This is a genomic window from Pseudomonas sp. COW5, from assembly GCF_026240005.1.
GTDB lineage: Bacteria > Pseudomonadota > Gammaproteobacteria > Pseudomonadales > Pseudomonadaceae > Aquipseudomonas > Aquipseudomonas kribbensis.
Map to the genome: position 1 here is coordinate 5,449,590 of NZ_JAPHVP010000001.1, position 22,885 is coordinate 5,472,474.

Here is a 22,885-nt window from a genome sequence, read left to right on the forward strand (position 1 = left end):
GAAAAACACACACGCCCGTCTGCTGCAGACAGGGCATTTTGGCGGACAACAGGTTACGCAAAAAAGACGGTGTTTTCTGAAAGGAACGTTTCAATCAAAGCGTAAAGCCAGCTCGCTTCTCAACGACGTTGAGCGTTTCTCCATAGCCAGACTACCGGTGTCATCGCTACTGGACATAACTGCGGGCCAGACTTCCAAGTGAAAGGCAGACAACTCTGTGCGGTACAGATTTGAAATCTAGTTGCTGATCTCTACTTGGCAATACCTCGGAACAACCTTTGGTCGGAAGTGGCTCAAACCCGTCCACTGAGAACTTCACCAATGCTCCGCCGTCTGGCATGCAACTCACTGGCATGAATCAACTGTTCCAGGTCTTCTGGCGTCACATCGATAAACGCCTCCATATCGGCCAGCGCCAATTTCAGATCCTCGGCCGTGATGGCTTGAGAATCGACCGGCGTCACGGCCGGCGCAGGTTCGGCGGGGCGTTTCGGGTAGCGGATGCGGGTCAGGTTGTTGTAGGCCAGTGCGGCCAGCAGCATGCACGCGGCGCTGAGCATCACCGGTTCCAGGGCTTTCCAGTCCATGGCGATGGTCGTCGGATCCGCCAGCACCATGGTCAAGGCCACCGCGCCGGCCGGCGGGTGCAGGCAACGCAGCCAGCACATCAGGATCAGCGCCATGCCCGCCGCCAGACAGGCACTGCCGAGGGTTCGGCCGAGAACATGGGCCACCAGCAATGCGACGACGCCCGCACACAGATAACCGCCGATGATCGACCACGGCTGGGCGAGGGCGCCGGAGGATACGGCGAACAGCAACACCGCCGACGCACCCAGCGGGCCGATCAGGTGGTAGGCCACTTCGATGCCGAACACCTGGCTGCATGCCCACACGCTGAACAGCGTGCCGAGTGCCATGCCGATGGCGGCGCGGCTCCATTCGGTGGGGCGGGTGTTGATGGCAGCGGGCAACCAGCGAGCGAGCATGAAGAAGCGATCCTTTGAAGAAAACCGAAGGCAAAAAAAAGGACTTGTCCGTCAATCCGGAAAGTCCTTCGAAGCGTTCCAACTATTGGGGGAGGAACGCGCACAGTGTGCCAAGCAATCTCGATGCTGACAAATTCATATAAATGCAGCTTCAGTGCATTATTTTTGAACTGTTTTAATTCGACGGCCACTGACCACGCACAAGTATCCACCCAGCGCAGCCAGTGCACTCAACGCATAGAACATGCTCGGTGCCGGGGTGTGCATCAACAGAAATCCACACATCATCGGGCTCAAAGCCCCGCCCAGTGCGGCGAGGTTCTGCGCGCCGTAGTAGCTGCCGCGCAGGGCTTCCGGGGCGAGGGTGTCGACGAACAGGAAGTCCGCCGGATAGATGATCATCTCGCCGAGGGTGAAGATGAACATCGCTACGCACCAGCCAATGAGGCTGTCGGCCATGCTGAAACCGATCAGCCCGCCGATGAACAACGCTGTGCCGCCGGCGATCCAGCGCCGCAGATGTTCACGCTTGAGCAGGCGACCGATCTGGTATTGCAGCAGGATGACGGTAATCGCATTGCAGGCGAGCAAAGCGGCCATGGTGTCGAGCGTCTGCTGTTGGGTGTGGGTGACCAACAGATACTGCGACAGGTACAGGGTGAACCGCCCGTGAACCAGTGTGCTGAGCAGGCAGCCCAAAGTGAACAGGACCATCGTGCGGTCGTTCTTCAGGATTCTCAGCGTGTCCAGGAAACTCTGCGGCTGTTTTCCCGACGACTGCGGATCGGCTTCCCGCGAGACGCCGAGCAGCAGAAACATGCTGCCGCAGGCAATCGCGCCAGCAACGATAAACGGCGCAGTGGGCTGGATGCCGGCAATCACCACGCCGATCATCGGGCCGATGGCGTAGCCGATGTTGGTCAGGGTGTAGTTCAGCGAGAACGCTTTGACCCGTTGGCCGACGGGCAGGTTTTCACTGAGGATCGCCTTGGAGCCAATCAGGAACAGCGCCGAAGCGGTTTCGCTGATGATCAGCACCAGGGTGACCAGATACAGGTTCTGCGCGAACGTCAGCAGAATCAGGCCAACGCCGCTCGACAGCATGGTCAGGATCAGCAACCGACGTTTGTCGAGGCGGTCGATGATGTAGCCACCATAAAGTGACAGCAGCGTGGCACTGAACACCGCGATGCCCAGCAACAGCCCTACATCCTGAGGGTCGAGGCCCAGCTTGTTGCTCAGGAACAGGGTCAACAGAGGGCTGATCAGGGCGCGGCTGATGACGATGGTCAACGAGGTGATCATCAGCCGGCGAATAAGGCGCGAGTAAGTGGCCACGAAAAGATCAATGTCCTTATTTCAGGTTCGGATACGAGCGGCGTTGCCATCCTCACCGCGTGCCGGTTACCGGTCAAGCACGCGCGAGGCGGTCGTGATATCAGGCAAGCGACAGGCGCATGGCGCAGCGACGTTCACCGGGAAGGCCGTGGGCAATTTCATCGTTCAAGGCCAGGGCCAGATGCGCGCCGATATTCTCGTCGTTCAGCACGACAAACCCCATTCGCTGATAAAACGGCGCATTCCACGGCAGGTCGCGGAAAGTGGTCAGCGTGACGGCATCCAGTTGCTGTTGGCGGGCCTGTTCGATCGTGGCCAACAGTAACTTGCGACCGATACCCTGGCCTTGAAAGTGTTGGCTGACGGAGAGTTCCTCGACATGCAGTTGCCTGTCGATTTCAACGGCCCTTAGAAAGCCTGCAAGTTGTCCGTCGATATTTTCTGCCACCCACACAGTGGTCTGTTCGATGGCCTGCAAATGCTGCGCGGCGTCGGGTACATCGCTGTCGGCCAGCCAGGCCAGTGCAGGATCCAGACGAAACAGTTCAGCGGCCGAACGTTCGATGGCGGGGAGGGTGGCCGCGTCTGTGGGCCGGGCGGGGCGTATAAGGAATGTCATGCGGGAACTGCCGATGGCTGCGATCCTGGGAAGCTCCGCAAGATCGCAGCCTTCAGCGAGGTCTACAAGGGTTTCAGGTACAACAGCACGTAATCGTTCTTGTCGAAGCGACCGCTCAGTACCGGTTGCAGGCTGGCCAGCGGCGTGCCTTGCAGTGACTGCATATCCTTGCTGTCCATGATCAGCCAGGCCGGACCCTGGAGGGCTTCCAGTTGCTGGACGGTTTCGGTGAACTGCGGTTGCAGGTCCTGTTCGACGTTGACCATGAACTTGATCGCCTTGGCGTCCTTGCCCATGCCGTGCAGCACCAGCGGGGCCGGGTTCTGTTGAACCTGGGCGAACGCCGCACGACTGAAAGAACGGGTGTCATAGAGCGCGCGTTCCACCGGCTCGAACACGGCGGCATAGACCGTCCACAACGCCAGTACGGCGCTCAGGGCCAACACCTCGGCACGCCAGCGCGGCTTCCACAGTCGCGACAACGCCAGCAGTTGCAGCAGGCCCAGCACGATCAGCACCGGCATGACACCGGTCAATAGCTCCGGGAACTTGCGTCGTGCAACCAGCAGGGCAACGATCAGCAACAGCGGCGTCAGCAGCCACAAGGCCTGAATGATCCCGCGCAACCAGGCGAATACCCGACCGTGAGCCACCTGGAACGGATACGCGGCGATGATCGCGGCCATCGGCAACATCGGCAGCAGGTAACGCGCCTTCTTCGCCTGTGGAATCGACAGACCGACCATGACGATCAATCCGGCCGCCGCGCAATATTGCACCAGCCGCAAGGCCGGTCCGCGTTGATGCGGTTTGCTCAGCCACGCCGCCGCCAGCACCACAATGGCCAGCGGGTAAGCCAGCGCGTAGTTGCCCAGCGAACTGGTGAAGTAGTACAGCGAGCCGCTGACACCTTCACTGCCATCCATGCGCCCCATGAACTGCATGCGGATCACGTCTTGCAGGAAAGCCTCGCCACCGCTGAGGTTGGCCAGCCACAACAACAGGCCGACACACGCCGCGAGCAGGATCGACGCCAGCACACCGAACACGAACAGCCGTGTCCACTGACGGTTGAGCAGGTAATAGCTGCAGAGCATGCCGGTCGGCACCACTAGCCCGATCGGCCCGCGAATGCCGAAACCCAGCAACAACAGGACGAAAATCAGCGGCCAGCGTCGGCCGGAGCCGAAATGGTCATGAGCGTAACCCAGATAGAACACCGACAGCGCGACGGCAGCCAGCATCAGGTCTTGCGACACCGCGCGGACTTCCGTGATGAAGGTGCTGGTGAGCATCAGCAGCGCAATGCTGATCAATGCCCAGCGCTGCGAATGCACCGCCAGCAAGCGGTACATCAACATCACGATCACCCCGCCCGCGATGGCGCTGGGCAACCACGCGGTCAGGGTATTGATAGCCCCGAAAGGCAACGCCAACAGCCAGATGAACAACGTCGACAACGCCGAATAGTCTGCGTAAGGCTCGCCGTAGGTGGTCGGGAATACCGTCGGCCCGTGTCGCAGCATCTCCTGGGCAAACAGTACAAAGCGTGAATCAAAGCCAATGGGTGCCTGTCCATAAACCCCGGCGATAAACAACAACAGTGCCAGCAGCCCTGCGATCAGGGACTGCCGGCGGATGGCAGGCGACAACGTAATCAAGCGACGTCCGCAGTGTTGGGCCATTGTTGCAGCGGGATCGGCAACTTGCGCGAATCCCCACGGCCGATCGGGAAGTACTTGAAGCCATTGCGCGCCAGACGATCGGCGTCGTACAGGTTACGGCCGTCGAAGATCACTGGATCCTTGAGGCGTTGCTGGATCAGATCGAAATCCGGCGCCTTGAACTGTTGCCATTCGGTGCAGATGATCAGCGCGTCGGAACCGGCAAGCACCGATTCAGGGGTGCCCATCAGCATCAGTTTTTCTTCGTTCGGGTACAGATGCTGGGTTTCCTGCATCGCTTCCGGGTCGAACGCGCGAACGCTGGCGCCGGCGGCGAACAGCGAATCGAGCAGCACGCGGCTTGGCGCGTCGCGCATGTCGTCGGTGTTCGGCTTGAACGCCAGGCCCCACAGGGCGAAGGTCTTACCGCGCAGATCACCCTTGTAGAACGCATTGATGCGGTCGAACAGCTTGTGCTTCTGACGTTCGTTGATCGCTTCGACCGCTTGCAGCAGGTCGCTGGAGCAATGGGCCTGTTCGGCACTGTGGATCAGCGCGCGCATGTCTTTGGGGAAGCACGAGCCGCCGTAGCCGCAGCCCGGATAGATGAAGTGGTAACCGATGCGCGTGTCGGCGCCGATGCCCTGGCGGACCGACTCGATGTCGGCGCCCAGGTGTTCGGCCAGTTCGGCGATCTGGTTGATGAAGCTGATCTTGGTCGCCAGCATGCAGTTGGCGGCGTACTTGGTCAGCTCGGCGCTGCGCAGGTCCATGAACATGATGCGGTCATGGTTGCGGTTGAACGGCGAGTACAGGTCGCGCATCACGTCGCGCACTTCATCACCTTCGCAGCCGATGACGATGCGGTCCGGACGACGGCAGTCGGAGACCGCCGAACCTTCCTTGAGGAATTCCGGGTTGGAGACGATATCGAACTGCAGCGCGCGACCGGCCTTGTCCAGCGCGGCCTGGATATGGGCGCGCAGGGTGTCGCCGGTGCCGACCGGTACGGTGGATTTTTCCACCAGGATCAGCGGTTGCTCGCGATGGCGGGCAACGGCATCGCCCACCGACAGCACGTATTTCAGGTCGGCCGAGCCATCCTCGCTGGACGGTGTGCCCACGGCAATGAAGGCGACGCGACCGTGAAGCACGGCGGTTTTCTCATCGGAAGTGAAGTGCAGACGACCGGAATCCAGGCCTTCACGGACCAGGCTCGACAGGCCCGGCTCGAAGATGCTGACGTGACCCTGGCTGAGCAGTTCGACCTTCTTCTGATCGATATCCATGCACACGACATCATGGCCGACCTCGGCCAGAACCGCGGCTTGCACCAGGCCGACGTAACCGCTTCCAAATACTGTGATTTTCATGGAGCACTCCTCAAATCGGGCGCTTGTGCCGGACGAGTGTTGATAGTGATGACACCGAGCATGACCAGTGCCACGCCCAGTGATTTGGTGAAACTGAAAGATTCGTTGAACAGCGGCAGACTGGCCGCCAACAGATACACCAGCGCATAGCTGATGCTCAGCAGCGAATAGGCCCGGCCCAGCGGCAGGTCGCGCAGGGCGGCGAGCCAGCAGAGCATCGACAGTGCGTAGGCGAGAATGGCCATGAACACCACTGCCAGCGCCGTCAGGTCGACGTTGCCGGTGGTCAATGCGGATAACCATTGTTCCGGCTGCGGCAGGCGCGTCATGCTCCAGCGCATGCCCAGTTGGGCGCCGCTGACCAGCAACACGCTGCCCAGCGCAAAGCCGATTCCGCGTCCCTGACTCATGACTGTTGCCCCAGCAGCGCCACGCCGCCGATCACCAGCGCCACGCCGATCCAGTGCTGGCGATCGATCGGTTCGCGAAACACGAAACGCGCGATCAGGGTGATCAGCACAAAGTTGAGGCTGAGCATCGGATAAGCGATGCCCACCTCAAGGCGTTGCAATACCAGCAGCCAGACCAGCAGGCCCGAACCCAGTGCGAACAGCGCCAGCCACAGCCACGGCGAGCGCAGTTTGTCAGCCCAGGACGAATCGACCCCGCGCCAGCTCTCCACCGCGTACTTCTGTGCAACCTGGCCCAGGCACGTCAGCAGACACGCCGTCAGCAACAGCAACCAGCTCATGACGGATCCTTGGGCAGGACAATGATCACCAGGTTGCCTTGCTCATAACGGTTGCCGTCCTTGGGCAGCAGGTCGACTTCATGCAGCTCGTCGTCGCCCTTGACCCGCATGACCACGCCGACCGAGCCGGTGCGGCGGGCATCGCGTACCCACTGCTGGACTTCATCGGTGGTGATCCGCTGTTCCGCGCCTTCGGGATAGCTCAGGCCGTACTTCAGCTCGCCCACGGTGTTGTACAACGCCACCTTGGGTTGCTTCAGGCGCCAGGCCAGTGCCGAAGCGGCACCGAGATCGTTGCTCAGCAGGTGCGTGGTGCCGGACAGTTCGTCGAGGTGATGCAGGATGAACTGGTCCGGCGTCTTGTTGGCCACCACCGACTTCGGCAACGCGGCCGGCAGGACACCGATCAGCAGCAGACTGCCGAGCGCCGGAGCGGCCCAGCACTGCAGCGGCAGAAACGCCTGCGCAAGGTTGGCGATGATCCAGCCGATCAGGGCAATGAACACCAGCACCATGCTGTGCAGCTCATGGTCGTACACCGGTTTTTTCAGTTGCAGGTAAACCAGTGCGATCAGCGTGACGACGCCCAGCACCAGGTTAAGCAAACCGTTGATGCTCAAGGCCCGGCCCTGTTCCAGACGCAGACGGTCGGCCAGGGCATGACCCAGCAACAGCGCCAGCGGCAGCAGGCACGGCAGGATGTAGGTCGGCAGCTTGCCGTTGGCGGTGCTGAAAAATGCCAGCGGCATCACCAGCCACAGCAGCAGGAAGGCAATGCCCGGTTGGGTACGGGTCTGCCAGGCTTGCTTGAACGCCGGCACCAGCATGCCGACCCACGGCAGGCTGAAGGCAACCAGCAATGGCAGGTAGAACCACCATGGTGCGTCGTGTTGGGCATCGTCACCGGCAAAGCGGCGGATGTGTTCGTGCCAGAAGAAGAACCGCCAGTAATCCGGTTCCTGACTGTGCACGGCCAGCACCCACGGCAGGCTGACGACGATCGCCACGGCAACCGCCACCGGACCGTAGATCAGCAGTTCACGCCAGCGTTTCTGCCAGAGCATCCAGGGCAGGGCGATCAGCACCGGCAGCAGCCAGGCGAGAAAACCCTTGGTCATGAACCCCATCCCGCAGGCCAGCCCCAACACAGCCCAGCTGATTACGCGTTGCCGGGTGCTACGACTGTCGACGGCAAACCACAGGGCGACGAGGCTCAGGTTTACCCAGAAGGTGAATTGCGGATCGAGGTTGGCATAACCCGCCTGACCGGCAACCACCGTGAAGCTCATGTAGAGCAGGGCGCAGATGAAGCTTTTGCTCGGCTCGTTCCACAGGCGACGGGCAACCAGGAAGCACAACAGCACACTCAAACCGGTGCTGAGGGCCGAGGCGAAACGCACGCCGAACAGATTCTGCCCGAACAGTTCCTGACCCAGCGCGATCATCCAGTAACCGGCAATCGGTTTCTCGAAATAACGCAGGCCCATGAAATGCGGGGACACCCAGTTGCCGCTCAGCAGCATGTCCTGGCTGATCTGGGCGTAACGGGTTTCATCGGGAATCCACAGACCATGGGTGCCGAGCGGCAGCAGGTAGGCCAGCAGAAACAGTCCGATCAGCAGCGGCAGTGCCCAGCGTTTGCTCATGCCCCTTGCACTCCCAGCCAGCCTTCACGGCCTTCGAGGACGCCACGCTGCACACGGCCGACAGGCAATGTGTTGAGAAACTCGGGCAACAGATCGCCCAAAGGCTTGAACTCGATTTCTCGCTGGCGTGCATCGGCCAGCAAACGGCGAAAATCGTCGGCCATCAGAATCCCTTCTACTTCGGCATGAATGGTGTAGTTGTTGAGGTTGTCCGGGCGGAACCGGTCAAGGATGAAGGCGTTGAAGTCCTTCGCCGCCACGGTCGGGCCGACCACCTCGTCGAAGGTCGGCATGTCCACCGGAATCTGCGGCGCACCCACTGAACCATCGGCCAGCAGTGGTCGAAACAGCCGATTCCCGCGGCAATCGCTGTTGTAGCGAAAACCGAAGGTCTCTTTGGCTTCGACCACGCGCTCGTCCGCGCGCCAACCGGCGGCGGCGGAGCACTGGATCTTTTCGCCGATGATGTCGCTCAGGGTGTCGACGCCGCGACGGATCTGCTCGATCAGTTGCGCGTCGCTCCAGGTGCCGGCATTGGCCTGCCAGCCGTGGTGATCCCAGGCGTGCAGGCCGACTTCATGGCCGGCGTCCCGGGCCTGACGCATCAGGTGCCCAAGGTCGCGACCGATCGGTTTGCCCGGCCAGGCGGTCCCGGCCAGCAGAATGTCCCAGCCGTAAAGGCCGGCGGCGTTGGAACGCAGCATTTTCCAGAGGAATTGCGGGCGGATCAGGCGCCACAGATGTCGGCCCATATTGTCCGGGCCGACACTGAAGAAAAACGTTGCCTTGACCTGCGCTTCGTCGAGGATTTCCAGCAACCGGGGCACCCCTTCACGGGTGCCTCGGTAGGTGTCGACATCGATACGAAGACCTGCCTGCATTAACGCTTGTCCGCGATTTCGAGCATGGCTTCACGCAGGAAGAAGTCCAGGGTGTTGCCGATGGTCTCGCGCATTTCCACGGTCGGCTCCCAGTTCAGCAGGCGCTTGGCGTTGGCGATGCTTGGCTTGCGGTGTTCCACGTCCTGGTAACCGGCACCGTAGAACGCCTTGCTTTCCACGTCGCGGAAACCGGCGAACGGAGGGAAGTTGCTGCGCAGCGGGTGAGCTTCGAACTGACGCAGCAGTTCTTCGCCCAGCTGACGGATGCTGGCTTCGTTTTCCGGGTTGCCGATGTTGATGATCTGGCCGTTGCAGACATCGTTGTCGTTGTCGATGATGCGGGCCAGCGCCTCGACGCCGTCGGCGATGTCGGTGAAGCAGCGCTTCTGCTCGCCGCCGTCGAACAGACGGATCGGAGTGCCTTCCACCAGGTTCAGGATCAGCTGGGTGATGGCGCGGGAGCTGCCGATACGGGCCGAGTCCAGACGGTCCAGACGCGGGCCCATCCAGTTGAACGGACGGAACAGGGTGAAGTTCAGGCCCTTGGCGCCGTAAGCCCAGATCACGCGGTCCAGCAGTTGCTTGGAAACCGAGTAGATCCAGCGCTGCTTGTTGATCGGGCCGACGATCAGGTTGGAGCTGTCTTCGTCGAAGTTCTTGTCCTGGCACATGCCATAGACTTCCGAGGTCGACGGGAAGATCACGCGCTTGTTGTACTTGACGCAGTAGCGAACCAGTTTCAGGTTCTCTTCGAAGTCCAGTTCGAATACGCGCAGCGGGTTGCGGGTGTATTCGATCGGGGTGGCGATGGCCACCAGCGGCAGGACTACGTCGCACTTCTTGATGTGGTACTCGATCCACTCGGAGTGAATGCTGATGTCGCCTTCGACGAAGTGGAAGCGTGGGTGGTCGCGCAGACGGTCGATGGCGTCGGAACCGATGTCCAGGCCATAGATTTCGTAGCGGTCGTCACGCAGCAGACGCTCGGACAGGTGGTTACCGATGAAGCCGTTGACGCCCAGGATCAGCACGCGGGTGCGACGTGGCGCACGGCCGGATTCGGCACCGCGCAGCAGCGAGCCGTCGACCAGACCCAGTTCGTTGGCCAGTTGCGGGCCGCTCAGGTACAGACCGTTGTCGTTGCGCTGACCGGCGTTGATCACCAGCGAGTCTTCACCGCAGGCAATGCGCAGCGGATCGACGCTGATCACACGGCCAGGAGCCTGACCTTCGTTGCCCTTGACGACTTCGGCGCTCCAGACGATCAGCTTGTGCTCGCCCACGGCGCAGAAGGCGCCCGGGTATGGACGGGTCACGGCGCGAACCAGGTTGAACAGTTGCTCGGCCGGTTTGGCCCAGACCAGTTTGCCGTCCGCCGGAGTACGACGACCGAAAACGGTGGCCTTGGATTCGTCTTGCGGGGTTTCGGTGATCTTGCCTTGCAGCATGTTCGGCAGGGTGTCGCGCAGCAGGTCGCTGGCGGCAGTGCGCAGTTTGGCGTGCAGGGTCAGACCGGTGTCGCTGCGCTCGATGGCAACGCGTTGCTGGGCAACGATGGCGCCGGCATCAGCGCGCTTGACCATGCGGTGCAGGGTGACGCCGGTTTCGGTTTCGCCGTTGACCAGCACCCAGTTGGCCGGTGCGCGACCACGGTAGCGTGGCAGCAGCGAGCCGTGCAGGTTGAACGCGCCTTTTTTGGCCAGCGCCAGCAGCGGCTCGCTCAGCAGGTTGCGGTAGTAGAACGAGAAAATGTACTCAGGGTCGAGCTTGGCGATGCGCTCGATCCACAGTGGGTGGTTGGCGTCTTCCGGCGCGTGGACCGGGATGCCTTTGCTGGCGCACAGCTGTGCAACCGAGGCGTAGAAGGCGTTTTCTTTCGGATCGTCGGCGTGAGTGAACACTGCTGCAATGTCGTAGCCGCTGTTAAGCAGGGCTTCAATGCCGGCGCAGCCAATATCGTGGTAAGCGAAGACAACAGTTTTTGCACTCATGAGAGAACCTGATCGGAAGTGGAATTGGAAGTTAGGCCGTCAACGGTGACCGCAGGTGCCGGGGAGGCCGGCTGGCTGCGCAACACCTTTTCAATGAAGAAGCGCGGACGGGCGCGCACGTCGCTGTACATGCGTCCCAGGTATTCACCCAGCAGACCCATGCCGATGAACTGGCCACCGGTGAACACGAACAACACCGCAAACAGTACGAACGTGCCGTCACCGGCCCAGCCTGCACCGAACGCCAGGCGCAGGACGATCAGCGCAACGGCGAACAGTGCGCCCAGACCTGCCATCGCGAAGCCGACGATGCTCAGCAGACGCAGCGGCGTGGTGGTCATGCAGGTGACCAGATCGAACATCAGGTTGATCAGGCGCATCGGGCTGTATTTCGAGTCGCCGTGTTCACGTTCGGCGTGGGCCACGACGATTTCGGTGGTGTGGCGGGCGAAGCTGTTGGCCAGGATCGGAATGAACGTGCTGCGTTCGCGGCAGGCGAGCATGGCGTCAATGATGGTGCGGCGGTAGGCGCGCAGCATGCAGCCGTAGTCGCTCATGGCCACGCCGGTGGAGCGTTGCACGGCGAGGTTGATCAGTTTCGACGGGTAGCGGCGCAGGGCCGAGTCCTGACGGTTGCCACGCACGGTGCCGACGACGTCGTAACCCTTTTCGGCTTCGGCCACCAGGCGCGGAATTTCTTCCGGCGGGTTCTGCAGGTCAGCGTCGATGGTGATCACCACGTCGCCCTTGCACTGCTCGAAACCGGCCATGATCGCGGCGTGCTGGCCATAGTTGCGGTTGAGGATGACCGCTACGAACGGGCTGTTTTCGCGTCCGGCCGCTTCTTCCAGCATGTTGGCCGACTCGTCGCGGCTGCCGTCGTCGACCAGCACGATTTCGTAGTCATGTTTGAGTTGGGCGCAGGCCGCCTCTGTGCGCCGAAGCAGCTCAGGCAGACTGTCCTGTTCGTTGTAGACCGGGATGACGATCGACACGCATTTAATCGGGTAAGGTCTCACGAGCGTTTGTCCATAAGAGTGGCGATGGCGCCGACAACACGATCCAGATCCTGGTCGGTCATGTCGGGGAACAGCGGAATCGAGCACAGCCGCGCCGAGTTCCATTCGGTGTTGGGCAGATACAGGTCAGGGTCACGCTGGCGGTACCAGGTGTGCAGGTGGGTGGCGATGAAATGGATGCCGGTGCCGATGCCTTGCTCCTGCAAACCTTTCATGAAGGCTTCGCGATCCATCCCGCAGCGCTCGCTGTCGATGCGCAGGATGAACAGGTGCCAGGCGTGTTGCTGGGCGTATTGCTGCGGCACGGCCAGCGGCTGCACCGGCAGGCCTTCGAGCTTTTGCAGGTATTGACCGGCCAGCTCGGTGCGGCGGGCATTGATGGCGTCCAGACGCTCCAGTTGCACCAGGGCAATGGCAGCGTTGATGTCGGCCAGGTTGTACTTGAAGCCCGGCTCCATGACCTGGGCCTGCGGCTTGCGGCCACCGGTCAGACGGTCGTAGGCATCGACGCCCAGACCGTGGAACTTGAGCATGCGCACGCGGCTGGCCAGGGCTTCGTCGTCGGTGACGAACATCGCGCCTTCGGCGCAGGTCATGTTCTTGATCGCGTGGAACGAGAAGATCGCCGTGCCGTGGGAGCCGACGTGGCGGCCCTTGTAGCGGGTGCCGGCTGCGTGGGCAGCGTCTTCGATGACGGCGATGCCGTGCTTGTCCGCCAGTGCGTACAGCGGATCCAGATCGAACGCGGCACCGGCGTAATGCACCGGAATGATGGCTTTGGTGCGTGGCGTGATGGCGGCTTCGATGCGGGCGGCGTCGGTCATCAGGGTGTCGCGGTCGACATCGACGAACACCGGCGTGGCGCCCAGCAGGGAAATCATGTTGGCGGTGGAGACCCAGGTCTGCGACGGCGTGATGACTTCATCGCCGGGACCGATGCCCAGGGCCAGCAGGGTGATGTGCATGCCGCCGGTGGCGGAGGAGAGAGCAACGGCGTGCTTGCAACCCACGTACTGCGCGAACTGTTCTTCAAGTGCCTGGTTTTTCGGCCCGGTGGTGATCCAGCCCGAGCGCAGAACCTGCTCGACGGCCGCAATTTCTTCATCGCCGATACTCGGGCGAGAGAAGGGGAGAAACGCCTGACTCATGGACACCTCATTGCGAAAAAAATGGACAGATCCATCTGTTCATCGGATCCAATCCCAGCGTAGACGCAAAAAACAGGTTTTGCATCAACGAGTTGCTTGGAAAGCATGACGTCGGGGGTTGGTTGACTTTTCAGGCGTTGCCCGGCAGGTTGGGCGGTACCGACTGAGGACCTATCTAGCTAAGGTTATTCCCGATTTTGTGAAAGGAATATGAAAAACCGGTCGGTGAATCGTTTATCTCAAATTCATACAGCCGCTGTTCAGATTTCCGCGGCTTTATCGGAAAAGTCCTACTACAAGACTCTTCCTTACATCAAGTTCATTGCAGTAGTTAGTTGTTGTGCTGGACTGTTTTTTACTCAAGGTCTTTCGTTTGAGCAGCTTATCCGTTACCTCTTCAGAGTCTATCGCAAGCAACCCTTTGTCCTTGTATTTGGCGCGTTTGGCACCTTCCAGCCAACTCACCATGCGGTACGTTTTACAAGATGCCGCCGATCGCCTCGGCTTTGAAGACATGAATGTCGAGGACATTCCCTGGCACGCCCTGCAACCCGAGGATGTTGTCGCGTTAGTCGCGGCATTGCGCGCCGATAACTACGCCCCCAACACCTCTTCACTCTATGTAAACGCCATTCGTGGCGTCATGAACGAAGCCTGGCGCATGAGCCTGATCAGCCAGGATCACCTGTTGAAGATGCGCTCGGTCAAGGGCATTGCCGGTACGCGGCTGTCTCAGGGGCGCAACCTGAAGCGCACGCTGATTCATGAATTGATGGAAGTCTGCGCGGCCGATCCGCGTCCGCAGGGGCTGCGTGATGCGGCAGTGATTGCGCTGCTGTACGGCACCGGCATGCGTAAATCCGAGTCGGTGGATCTGGACCTGAACCAGGTGGACTTCACGGAACGCAGCCTGTGTGTCACCGCCAAGGGCAATAAACAACTGATCAAATACGCACCGGCCTGGGCCTTCGCCAAGCTCAATGCCTGGCTGGAGTTTCGCCGTTCAGAGCTCAAGGAAGGCGAGAGCGACGATACGTTTCTGTTCAACCGCATCCGCCGTGGCAGCCACATCACCCGGGAGCGCATCACCAAGCACGCGATCTATTACATCGCCCGCCAGCGTGGCACTCAGGTCGGGGTGAAGATCATGCCCCACGATTTCCGGCGTTCGTTCATCACCCGGGTGATCGAAGAGCACGATCTGTCGATCGCCCAGAAACTCGCGCACCACAGCAATATCCAGACGACCGCCAACTACGACGTGCGCGACGACAATGAACGGCGTCGCGCCGTGGATCGTTTCGATCTGTAGTCGAGTGTTACGACGCGTCGAAGACGTGGGCCGCCCCTAGAATCGACAATTGCACCGCGCTGCCGGCCGGCGGCGCGTGCATTCCGGTGCTGCGAACCAGCAGCGAACGACCGGGTTCTTCATTGGCTGCGGCCCGCAACTCGACCGTCAGGGTGCACGTGTTGCCGCCGAAATCGCGTTCGGTGACCACGGCGTTGCAGCCGTCTGAATCGGCGGGAAGGTCGGACAGCTGAAGCTGTTCCGGGCGCAGCATGATCTGTGCGGGACCGGAGAAACCGTTGCTGTTCACCGCGATCCGCCCAAGATCGCAATGGGCCCAACCGGCTTCGATTTGCGCCGGCATGACCACCGCTTCGCCGAGAAACCGTGCGGTCTGCTCGTCGTCCGGGTAGCGGTAGAGGTCCATCGGATGCCCCGACTGCACCAGTCGCCCGTCACGCATGACGGCCAACTGATCGGCAAACGACAAGGCTTCGCCCTGGTCGTGGGTGACCAGAATCGTCGTTACGCCGCTCTCTTCGAGCAGGCGCGCGACCATTTTGCGCATGGCGCCGCGCAGGCCGGTGTCGAGGGCGGAAAAGGGTTCATCCAGCAGCATCAGTCGCGGTTGCTGGGCCAGTGCCCGGGCGAGCGACACCCGTTGCTGCTGGCCGCCGGACAACTCATGGGGCCAGCGTGTGGCCATGTTGGCGTTCAGGGCCACGCTGTCCATCAACGCCTGGATGCGCTCGGTTCTGGCGCTGCCGGTTTCACTCAGACCGAAACCGATGTTGTCGGCCACGGTCATGTGCGGAAACAGCGCACCATCCTGGGGAACATAGCCAATCTGGCGCTGGTAGGCAGGCACGGCGTGGGTGCTGTCGACCAGCGTCTGGCCGTTGAGCGTCAGGCTGCCGGCATCGGGGAACTCGAACCCGGCGATCATCCGCAGCAGCGTGGTCTTGCCGGAGCCTGACGGACCGACGATCACGGTGCGACTGCCGGTCGGGACGGACAGGTTGATGGTGTCCAGCGCGGTTTGCGCGCCGAAGGATTTACTGAGATTGATGATGTCGAGAGCGTTCATCGGCCGGCACTGCGCCTGGATTGGTGATAGAGGATGGCCGTGAGGGGCAGCGAAAGCACCACCATCAGCAGCGCGTAAGGTGCTGCGGCGGCGTAGTCGATTTCGCTGGTCATGGCCCAGAAACCGGTGGCCAGGGTGCGCGTGCCGTTGGGCGCGAGCAACAGGGTTGCGGTCAATTCATTGGTGATCGCGAGGAACACCAGCGCTGCACCCGCCGCCGCACCGGGCGCGGCCAGGCGCAGGGTGATCAGCCACAAGGCGCGCAGCGGCGAGCGGCCGAGGCTTTGCGCGATGTTTTCCAGCTCCACCGGCGCCTGGGCGAAACCGGCACGCAGGCTGACCAGCGCCCGCGGCAGGAACATCAGCAGGTACGCCAACAGCACTGTGATGGTGGTCTGATAGATCGGCCGGGCGAAGTGGATCGTCACGGTGACCAGTGCCAGCGCCACAACAATTCCCGGCAGGGAACTGGTGATGTAGTTGCAGCCTTCCAGCACACGTTGCAGTTTGCCGGGCGCGCGGATCGACAGCCAGGCAATCGGGATCGCTGCAAGGCTGGTCAACACCGCACCGGCCACGCCGAACGACAGGGTCTGGAGCAAGGCCGGCAACAATTCTTCGCCTTGCCAGACTTCAGCGCCGCCAGCGATCAGCCATCTGCCAAGCGTGAGCATGGGAACGCCGAGAGCGAGTAGGCAGGTCAGGGTTTGCAGGCACAGGCCCAGAGCTGCGATGCCGGGTTTGAGACGCACGGTCCGCTGTTCCCGGGCGCTGCCGGAACCGACCCGGGCATAACGTGCATGGCCACGTGCGGCGGATTCCACGGTCAGCATCGCCAGGCAACACAACGCCAGAACACTGGCGAGCATGTTGGCGGCCGGGCCGTTAAAAGTGGATTTGAACTGATCGAAAATGGCCGTGGTGAAGGTGTCGAAGCGGATCATCGCGTACAGGCCATATTCGGCCAGCAAGTGCAGCCCCACCAACAGCGCACCGCCACAGATCGCCAGGCGCAATTGCGGCAGTACTACCCGGAAGAACACGGCCCACGGTTTCAGGCCGAGGGATTCGGCCACGTCTTCAATCGCCGGGTCGAGACGACGCAACGTCGCCGCAATCGGCAAATAAAGGAACGGAAAGTAAGCGATCACAGACACCAGCACACCGGCCGGCAGCCCATTGATCGACGGAACCAGACTGACCCAGGCATAGCTGTGCACGAACGCCGGCACGGCCAGCGGCGCAACCGCCAGCACTGACCACAATCGCCGACCGGGCAGATTGGTGCGTTCGGTCAGCCAGGCCAGAGTGATGCCCAGCACAATGCAGATCGGCAGGGTGATCAACACCAGCAGCACGGTGTTGATCAGCAATTCGGCCACCCGAGGGCGGAAGATCAAGGCTTCGATGGTCGCCCAGCCGGTGTACCACGACACGCCGACCACAAAGCCGATCGGCAGTAACGACAGCAATGAAACACCGATCGCCAGTACGACCACCCAGGGGCTCCCGCGCCCGTTGAGGGCGCGGGACCTGCGTGAAAGGTTGGCGGAGGGCGCCGCAGCGACCCCCGCCGGCAGAGTTTCAGGCATCAATTAAAGCAGTCCCGCCTGAGTCATCAGTTCGACGGCTTTCTTGCTGTCGAGCTTCGATGCGTCGACTTTCGGTGCGTCCAGATCCTTCAACGGCACCAGTTTCGGGTTGGAAGCCGAGTCCTTGCCCACGGCGTACTCGAAGGAGTTGCCGGTGCGCAGTACCTCCTGGCCTTGCTTGCCGGTGATGTACTGGAGGAATTTCTGTGCTTCTTCCTGGTGTTTGCTGGACTTCAGCACGCCACCACCGGAGATGCTCACGAACGCGCCCGGATCCTGATGCTTGAAGTAGTGCAGGGCGGTGTTCTTGCTGTTTTCACCGGTCTTGGACTGATCGACGAAAGCGTAATAGTGATAGATCACGCCGCTGTCCACCTGGCCGGCATTCACCGCTTTGAGCACCGAGCTGTTGCCACGGTAGGCAGTGAAGTTGGCTTTCATGCCCTTGAGCCATTCCAGGGTGGCGGCTTCGCCTTTCTGTTCCAGCACGGCGGCGACGATGGCCTGGAAGTCGGCACCGGCAGGGGATGCAGCCCAGCGACCTTTCCATGCCGGGGTCGCCAGATCCATCAGGGATTTTGGCAGGTCTTTTTCCGGCAGTTTGGCCGGGTTGTAGACAAAGACTGTCGAGCGAGCGGCGATGCCGACCCACTGGCCATGGGCCGGACGATAGGCCGAGCCCACTTGTTCAAGGGTGGCCGGAGCTACAGGGGCGAACAGTTTGGCATTGTCCACCAGCACCATGGCCGGGGAGTTTTCCGTCAGAAACACGTCCGCCGGGGAGGCCGCGCCTTCCTGCACGAGCTGGTTGCCCATTTCCGTGTCGTCGCCATTGCGAATCGTGACCGGGATCCCGGTTTCCTCGGTGAAGCCGGCGACCCAGGCCTTGGTCAGGGTTTCATGCTGGGCGTTGTAGACCACGATGCCGACGGAATCGGCGGCAAACACCTGACCGGCAACGAGCAGCGCGGTTGCCAGAGTAGCGTGCTTGAGAAAGGACGGAAGGGATGGACTCATGACGGAGCAGCTCCTGTTTTTTAGACGTTATGGGCAAGCATTCGCCGGAAAACTTCAATGCGAATGATTTGCATATGTTGGCTGGCTGGCAATGTAGAGAGGCAAATGAGAAAAAAACGTCAAACAAACCGTTAATACATGTCATTGCCATTCAGGTTAGCAGTCACTGGGTGGGGACGCCGGGCGAACCCGGCGTTGTCTTTCAGGAGCCTTGGGGCAGGTAGGCGACGCTTTGATCCTCGCGGCCATGGAGCACTTGTTCGCCGCGGGTCGGGGTGGTCGTGATGACTTGATGGTCTTGACCGAGCCTGGAGAGCGGCACGGGTTCGCCGGTGCGGTATTGGGCGACGAAGATCGTACGCTTCGGATCCCAGTGCTTGCCGCTGGTGCGTTCCAGCCATTCGAACATCGCGGCAGCATCGCCATCGCGAGGGAAATCACGGGTTTCCGGCACGTAGTAGAACGGCTCGCCGCCGGTCTGCAGGTACATCGGAACCTTGTTGTCCACCTCGACCATGACGAAGTGCCATTGGCTCAACGGCGCACGCTGGCTGGCTTGCAGTCGCACGGTCTCGCCGAACTGGATCGCGCCGCCACCGCTGTTGGTCCAGGGGTAGAGCACGCCGAGAATCCCCAGCAGCAACACCGTGGTCACCGCAAAACCGATTTTCAGGCCGCGCCCGCCAAACGGGCTCTCGGCGTTGCGCGCGGCCATGCGCCGGGTGATCCACCAGGCCCCGAGCAGTTGCGCGAACGGTACCAGTGGCAGCACGTAGTAACTGCGTCGGCTGCCGCTGGCGGTGAAGAACAGCATCAACAACCCGAGGCCCTGAATCAGCCAGCGGGTATCCGGTTCGATGTGTTTCCAGTTCTTCGCCGCGACCCACAGGGCAATGATCCAGCACGGCGCCCAGGGCAGGGTGTAGATCGGCAGGTACAGCAAATAGGTGTAGATCGGGCCGATGTTGTCGAACGGCTGGAAAAACCGCACGACGTTTTCCCGCAAGACCAGCCCCAGGCCGCTTTCCCCGTAGTTCGGCGCGCCATAGAGGTGCGACAGCAGGAACGGCGTCATGTAGAACGCCCCGGCAATCACCAGCGCCGCGAGCAGACGCAGGTTCAGATGGCGCTTCCAGCGGCCTTCACTCAGCAGGTGCGGCAGCAATACCAGCCCCGGCAGGATGAAACCGATCAGGCCTTTGAACAACGAAGTCAGGGACAGCAGAACGCAGAACACCAGATAGCGCGAAAACCGCGTATCGTCCGGCCCGCGCCAGTACCACCAGACCGCCGCCAGTACACCGCAGACCGTCAGGATGTCAGCGGTGGCGACCCGAGCCCAGAACACGAAATAGAAGGTGGTCGCCAGCATCCAGCCGGCGATCAGTCCCGTGCCTTTGCGAAACAGTTGCTCGCCCAGCAGATACACCAGCCAGACGCTGAGCCACGCGGACACCACCGAAGACAGGCGCAGCGACCAGTGATCCAGGCTGCCGGTCAGCCAGGCGGTCGCGGTGATCAGCCAGTACGACAAAAGCGGCTTGTCGTAGTAGGGATCACCCTTGAGGTACGGGTCGAAGTAATCGCCGCTTTGCATCATCTGCAACGCGATGTTCGCCCAGCGGGTTTCCGCGCCCCACAATTCGCGGCTGCCCAGACCGAGCAGCAACATCAGGGCGCTGGCGGCCAGCAGGAGCAGCAGGGCGCCCCGGTCGTTATTGCGCAAGGTCATGGCTGGCGCTGCGGGAAGATGAAGATCTGCAGATTGCCGCGACGGTAATGCTTGCCGTCTACCGGCAGCAATCCGACTTCCTGCTCTTCCTGCGTACTGTTGACGCGCAAGACCACACCGACCGCGCCTTTCTTCCGCGCTTCGGTCATCCACTGGCCGACGCCGTCCATAGTGACTTTACGTGCTTCCATGGCCGGGTCTTCGAGGCCGTACTTCAGTTCACCGATGGTGTTGAACAGATCCACCTGCGGACGTTTCAGACGCCACGCCAGTGCCGAGGCTGCGCCCAGATCGTTGCTGAGCAGGGACGCGGTTTCACTCAGTTCCTGTTGGTGTTCGGCAATGAACTGGTCGGGCATCTTGCTATTGACGATCTGCCCCGGCATGGCCGCCGGCAACAACGCCACCAGCAAGCCGATACCCAGCGCCGGCATGGCCCACAGCGTCAGCGGACGCAGCACTTGCAAGGCGTTGGCGATGATCCAGCCCACCAGCACGATATAGGCCAGCGACAGGCTGAACATCTCGGTGTTTTCGTAGATTTCCTTGGTTGCCTGCAGATAAAGCAGTGCCACCAGCGCCGCACTGGCGATGACGGTGTTGATCACGCCGTTCAGGCGCAGGACGCGGCCACTGTTCTGATCCAGCCAGTTGACCACGGTCTGCCCCATCAACAGGGCGATCGGCAGCAGGCACGGCATGATGTAGGTCGGCAGCTTGCCGCTGCTCAGGCTGAAAAAGGCCAGTGGCAGCAGGAACCACAACGCAAGGTAGGCGGTTTTCGGGTCACGCTTTTCGCGCCAGGTGCGCAGGAGTGTCGAAGGCAGCAGAACGGCCCACGGCAGGGTGGAGGCAAACAGCAGCGGCAGGTAGAACCACCACGGACGGGCGTGCTGCGCGGCATCGCCGGCGGCAAAGCGACGGATGTGTTCGTGCCAGAAGAAGAAGCGCCAGAAATCAGGTTCCCGGTAATGAACGGCCAATACCCACGGCAGGCTGATCAGCACGCAAACCACCACGGCCACCAGCCCGTAACGCACCAGTTCGCCGAAGCGGCGTTGCCAGATCATGTAGGGCAGGGCGATCAGCACCGGCAGCAATAACGCCAGGAACCCTTTGGTCATCAGGCCCATGCCGCAGGCGACACCGAGCAGCGCCCAACCGCCCAGGCGGGCGCGAGGGGTCTGGCTGTCGATGGCAAACCACACGGCGACCATGCTCAGGTTGACCCACAAGGTGAACTGCGGATCGAGGTTGGCGTAACCGGCCTGGCCGGCAATCAGCCCGAAGCTCATATAAAGGAGGGCGCTGGCGACGCTGATGCGCGGGTTGTTCCACAGCCGGCGGGCTATCAGGTACGTCAGCCAGACACTGACGCCGGTACTCAGGGCCGAAGCGATACGCACGCCGAACAGGTTTTCACCGAAGATCGCCTGGCCGATCGCGATCATCCAGTAACCGGCAATCGGTTTTTCGAAATAGCGGATGCCCATGAAATGCGGCGCGACCCAGTTGCCGCTGAGCAGCATTTCCTGGCTGATCTGGCCGTAGCGGGTTTCATCGGGGATCCACAGGCCGTGGGTCATCAGCGGCAACAGATAAAACACCACGAAAGCCAGAATCAGGCCGGGAATGGCCCAACGCTCGAAAGTCGTGGTGGGGGAGAAATGACGGGCAGCGTGTCGCAGCGGGTTGTTTTCAGACGTCATGACAAAGCCTTGGTGCCAAACGAAGTTCTTGTGTCGATGGCCTGCCCGGCGCGTTCCTGAGCGGGCGGGTCATCGCGTTGAATGAATGCAGGTGTGCGATCGGGGGACGGGCGTTTCCTGTATCCAGAGAACTGCCGAACCTCCAGGCCGGAGTTCTCGCACTATAGCCAAGCTTAAAAAAAACCGTTGTCCAGTAAATCGGGGGCAGATACATCTTTCATTACAAATTAATGAAGTCCATTCCTGACTAGTTGAAAAAAGTGCAACCTTGTCGGTCCGCCCCAACTAAAGCATTAATGACTATTGAGTTGAGACCAGGCATCGGCATTCATGATGCCTAAAACTTTAAGTTGGCCTTTGTCATCGATGCGTGCAAACAGGGTACTGCCGTATTCGGCGGCGACGGCGTGAGGAAAACCGGTCTGTTTTTCGAAGTCACTGATGCATCCGCTGTGGGTGACCAGCACCAGATTGCGCTTGGCAACCTTGTGCGCCACCACGTCGTTGCGCAGAGAAGAACCGCAGGACTCGAGCCAGATCTGGGTCGTGGCGTCCTGACCGAACATGGCGCGCGCGGTCTGCACGGTACGGGTCAACGGGCTGGTGAACACCTGCGCCTGCTGCATGCCCAGCCCCACGAAGCCTTTGCCTACAAGCGCTGCAGAGTCGTTGCCGGCCTGGGTGATGCCGTCGGCCGGGCCCAGGCAGAGGTTGTCGGAACGGTCGCAACGTTCGGCATGACGCACCAGTGCCACGACTTCGCCAGCCTGCCAGGCCTGGGTCCAGTCAGCCCGGGCAGCCTTGCCGGCGTTGCCCAGATCCACGGGCGAGCGGGTTACCCAGACGAAGCCGCTGACCAGTCCGATGGCGACCACTACACCGATGCCGGTCAACAGTTTTCCAAGTCGAAGCGTGCGGCGTTGTTTATATGTCGCTGTTAATTGCATCTGTCGCTCCACGGCATGCCCCTTGACGTCGCAGGCGATATTGGCCGGCGATTTAACCAATTTTTATAGTTGTGAACTTGAATAATGGCTG

The 22,885-nt window shown here is 61.2% G+C and carries 18 protein-coding genes and 1 pseudogene; 1 reads left to right on the forward strand and 18 read right to left on the reverse strand.

What is annotated here, in order from left to right; genetic code table 11:
- Window positions 1–293: 293 nt before the first annotated feature.
- From OQ248_RS24900 to arnB, 12 genes and pseudogenes are all read right to left on the reverse strand, one after another.
- On the reverse strand, window positions 294–989 hold the full coding sequence (locus tag OQ248_RS24900; protein ID WP_265814397.1) for an HPP family protein: 696 nt from the start codon (window positions 987–989) through the stop codon (window positions 294–296).
- 159 nt (window positions 990–1,148) lie between these two features.
- Window positions 1,149–2,327, reverse strand: a complete 1,179-nt coding sequence (locus OQ248_RS24905; RefSeq protein ID WP_265814398.1) for an MFS transporter — start codon at window positions 2,325–2,327, stop codon at window positions 1,149–1,151.
- Window positions 2,328–2,427: 100 nt separating this feature from the next.
- Window positions 2,428–2,946 (reverse strand): GNAT family N-acetyltransferase, encoded by a 519-nt coding sequence (locus tag OQ248_RS24910; protein WP_265814399.1) that lies wholly within the window; start codon window positions 2,944–2,946, stop codon window positions 2,428–2,430.
- 62 nt (window positions 2,947–3,008) lie between these two features.
- The gene (locus OQ248_RS24915; protein WP_265815144.1) at window positions 3,009–4,607 is read right to left on the reverse strand and encodes a glycosyltransferase family 39 protein; all 1,599 of its coding nucleotides are present in this window, start codon (window positions 4,605–4,607) and stop codon (window positions 3,009–3,011) included.
- A pseudogene (locus tag OQ248_RS24920) lies at window positions 4,593–5,983 on the reverse strand (UDP-glucose/GDP-mannose dehydrogenase family protein); the annotation flags it as partial. The pseudogene OQ248_RS24920 and the gene OQ248_RS24915, both read right to left, overlap by 15 nt.
- Complete coding sequence (arnF, locus tag OQ248_RS24925) at window positions 5,980–6,393, reverse strand: 4-amino-4-deoxy-L-arabinose-phosphoundecaprenol flippase subunit ArnF (RefSeq protein ID WP_265814400.1); 414 nt, start codon at window positions 6,391–6,393, stop codon at window positions 5,980–5,982. The pseudogene OQ248_RS24920 and the gene arnF, both read right to left, overlap by 4 nt.
- Window positions 6,390–6,734, reverse strand: coding sequence for a 4-amino-4-deoxy-L-arabinose-phosphoundecaprenol flippase subunit ArnE (gene arnE, locus OQ248_RS24930; protein ID WP_065257283.1), 345 nt, complete (start codon window positions 6,732–6,734; stop codon window positions 6,390–6,392). Before arnE ends, arnF begins: the two co-directional genes overlap by 4 nt.
- Window positions 6,731–8,380, reverse strand: a complete 1,650-nt coding sequence (gene arnT, locus OQ248_RS24935; protein WP_265814401.1) for a lipid IV(A) 4-amino-4-deoxy-L-arabinosyltransferase — start codon at window positions 8,378–8,380, stop codon at window positions 6,731–6,733. Before arnT (OQ248_RS24935) ends, arnE begins: the two co-directional genes overlap by 4 nt.
- Window positions 8,377–9,261 (reverse strand): 4-deoxy-4-formamido-L-arabinose-phosphoundecaprenol deformylase, encoded by an 885-nt coding sequence (gene arnD / locus OQ248_RS24940; RefSeq protein ID WP_085709968.1) that lies wholly within the window; start codon window positions 9,259–9,261, stop codon window positions 8,377–8,379. The genes arnT (OQ248_RS24935) and arnD overlap by 4 nt, the downstream gene beginning before the upstream one ends.
- Window positions 9,261–11,252: a bifunctional UDP-4-amino-4-deoxy-L-arabinose formyltransferase/UDP-glucuronic acid oxidase ArnA gene (gene arnA, locus OQ248_RS24945; RefSeq protein ID WP_085709967.1), complete on the reverse strand. Its 1,992-nt coding sequence runs from the start codon at window positions 11,250–11,252 to the stop codon at window positions 9,261–9,263. The genes arnD and arnA overlap by 1 nt, the downstream gene beginning before the upstream one ends.
- Window positions 11,249–12,271: an undecaprenyl-phosphate 4-deoxy-4-formamido-L-arabinose transferase gene (arnC, locus tag OQ248_RS24950; RefSeq protein ID WP_114883231.1), complete on the reverse strand. Its 1,023-nt coding sequence runs from the start codon at window positions 12,269–12,271 to the stop codon at window positions 11,249–11,251. The genes arnA and arnC overlap by 4 nt, the downstream gene beginning before the upstream one ends.
- Window positions 12,268–13,419, reverse strand: coding sequence for a UDP-4-amino-4-deoxy-L-arabinose aminotransferase (gene arnB, locus OQ248_RS24955; RefSeq protein ID WP_085730869.1), 1,152 nt, complete (start codon window positions 13,417–13,419; stop codon window positions 12,268–12,270). Before arnB ends, arnC begins: the two co-directional genes overlap by 4 nt.
- A 466-nt stretch (window positions 13,420–13,885) precedes the next feature.
- Here arnB and OQ248_RS24960 point away from each other — a divergent pair, with 466 nt between their 5' ends.
- Window positions 13,886–14,731 carry a tyrosine-type recombinase/integrase gene (locus OQ248_RS24960; RefSeq protein WP_240789138.1) on the forward strand — a complete coding sequence of 282 codons (846 nt, stop codon included), beginning with the start codon at window positions 13,886–13,888 and terminating at the stop codon, window positions 14,729–14,731.
- Between the two features lie 7 nt (window positions 14,732–14,738).
- Here the strand turns inward: OQ248_RS24960 and OQ248_RS24965 are convergent, their stop codons facing one another.
- The 6 genes from OQ248_RS24965 to OQ248_RS24990 form a co-directional block, all read right to left on the reverse strand.
- Entirely contained in the window at window positions 14,739–15,797 is a 1,059-nt protein-coding gene (locus OQ248_RS24965; protein WP_265814402.1) for an ABC transporter ATP-binding protein, read from the reverse strand.
- The gene (locus OQ248_RS24970; RefSeq protein WP_265814403.1) at window positions 15,794–17,389 is read right to left on the reverse strand and encodes an iron ABC transporter permease; all 1,596 of its coding nucleotides are present in this window, start codon (window positions 17,387–17,389) and stop codon (window positions 15,794–15,796) included. Before OQ248_RS24970 ends, OQ248_RS24965 begins: the two co-directional genes overlap by 4 nt.
- A gap of 3 nt (window positions 17,390–17,392) precedes the next feature.
- On the reverse strand, window positions 17,393–18,406 hold the full coding sequence (locus OQ248_RS24975) for an iron ABC transporter substrate-binding protein (RefSeq protein ID WP_265814404.1): 1,014 nt from the start codon (window positions 18,404–18,406) through the stop codon (window positions 17,393–17,395).
- Window positions 18,407–18,608: 202 nt separating this feature from the next.
- Window positions 18,609–20,138, reverse strand: a complete 1,530-nt coding sequence (locus OQ248_RS24980) for a glycosyltransferase family 39 protein (RefSeq protein WP_265814405.1) — start codon at window positions 20,136–20,138, stop codon at window positions 18,609–18,611.
- Complete coding sequence (gene arnT / locus OQ248_RS24985; RefSeq protein ID WP_265814406.1) at window positions 20,135–21,847, reverse strand: lipid IV(A) 4-amino-4-deoxy-L-arabinosyltransferase; 1,713 nt, start codon at window positions 21,845–21,847, stop codon at window positions 20,135–20,137. Before arnT (OQ248_RS24985) ends, OQ248_RS24980 begins: the two co-directional genes overlap by 4 nt.
- Before the next feature lie 293 nt (window positions 21,848–22,140).
- Complete coding sequence (locus OQ248_RS24990; protein WP_114883219.1) at window positions 22,141–22,794, reverse strand: histidine phosphatase family protein; 654 nt, start codon at window positions 22,792–22,794, stop codon at window positions 22,141–22,143.
- Window positions 22,795–22,885 lie beyond the last annotated feature (91 nt).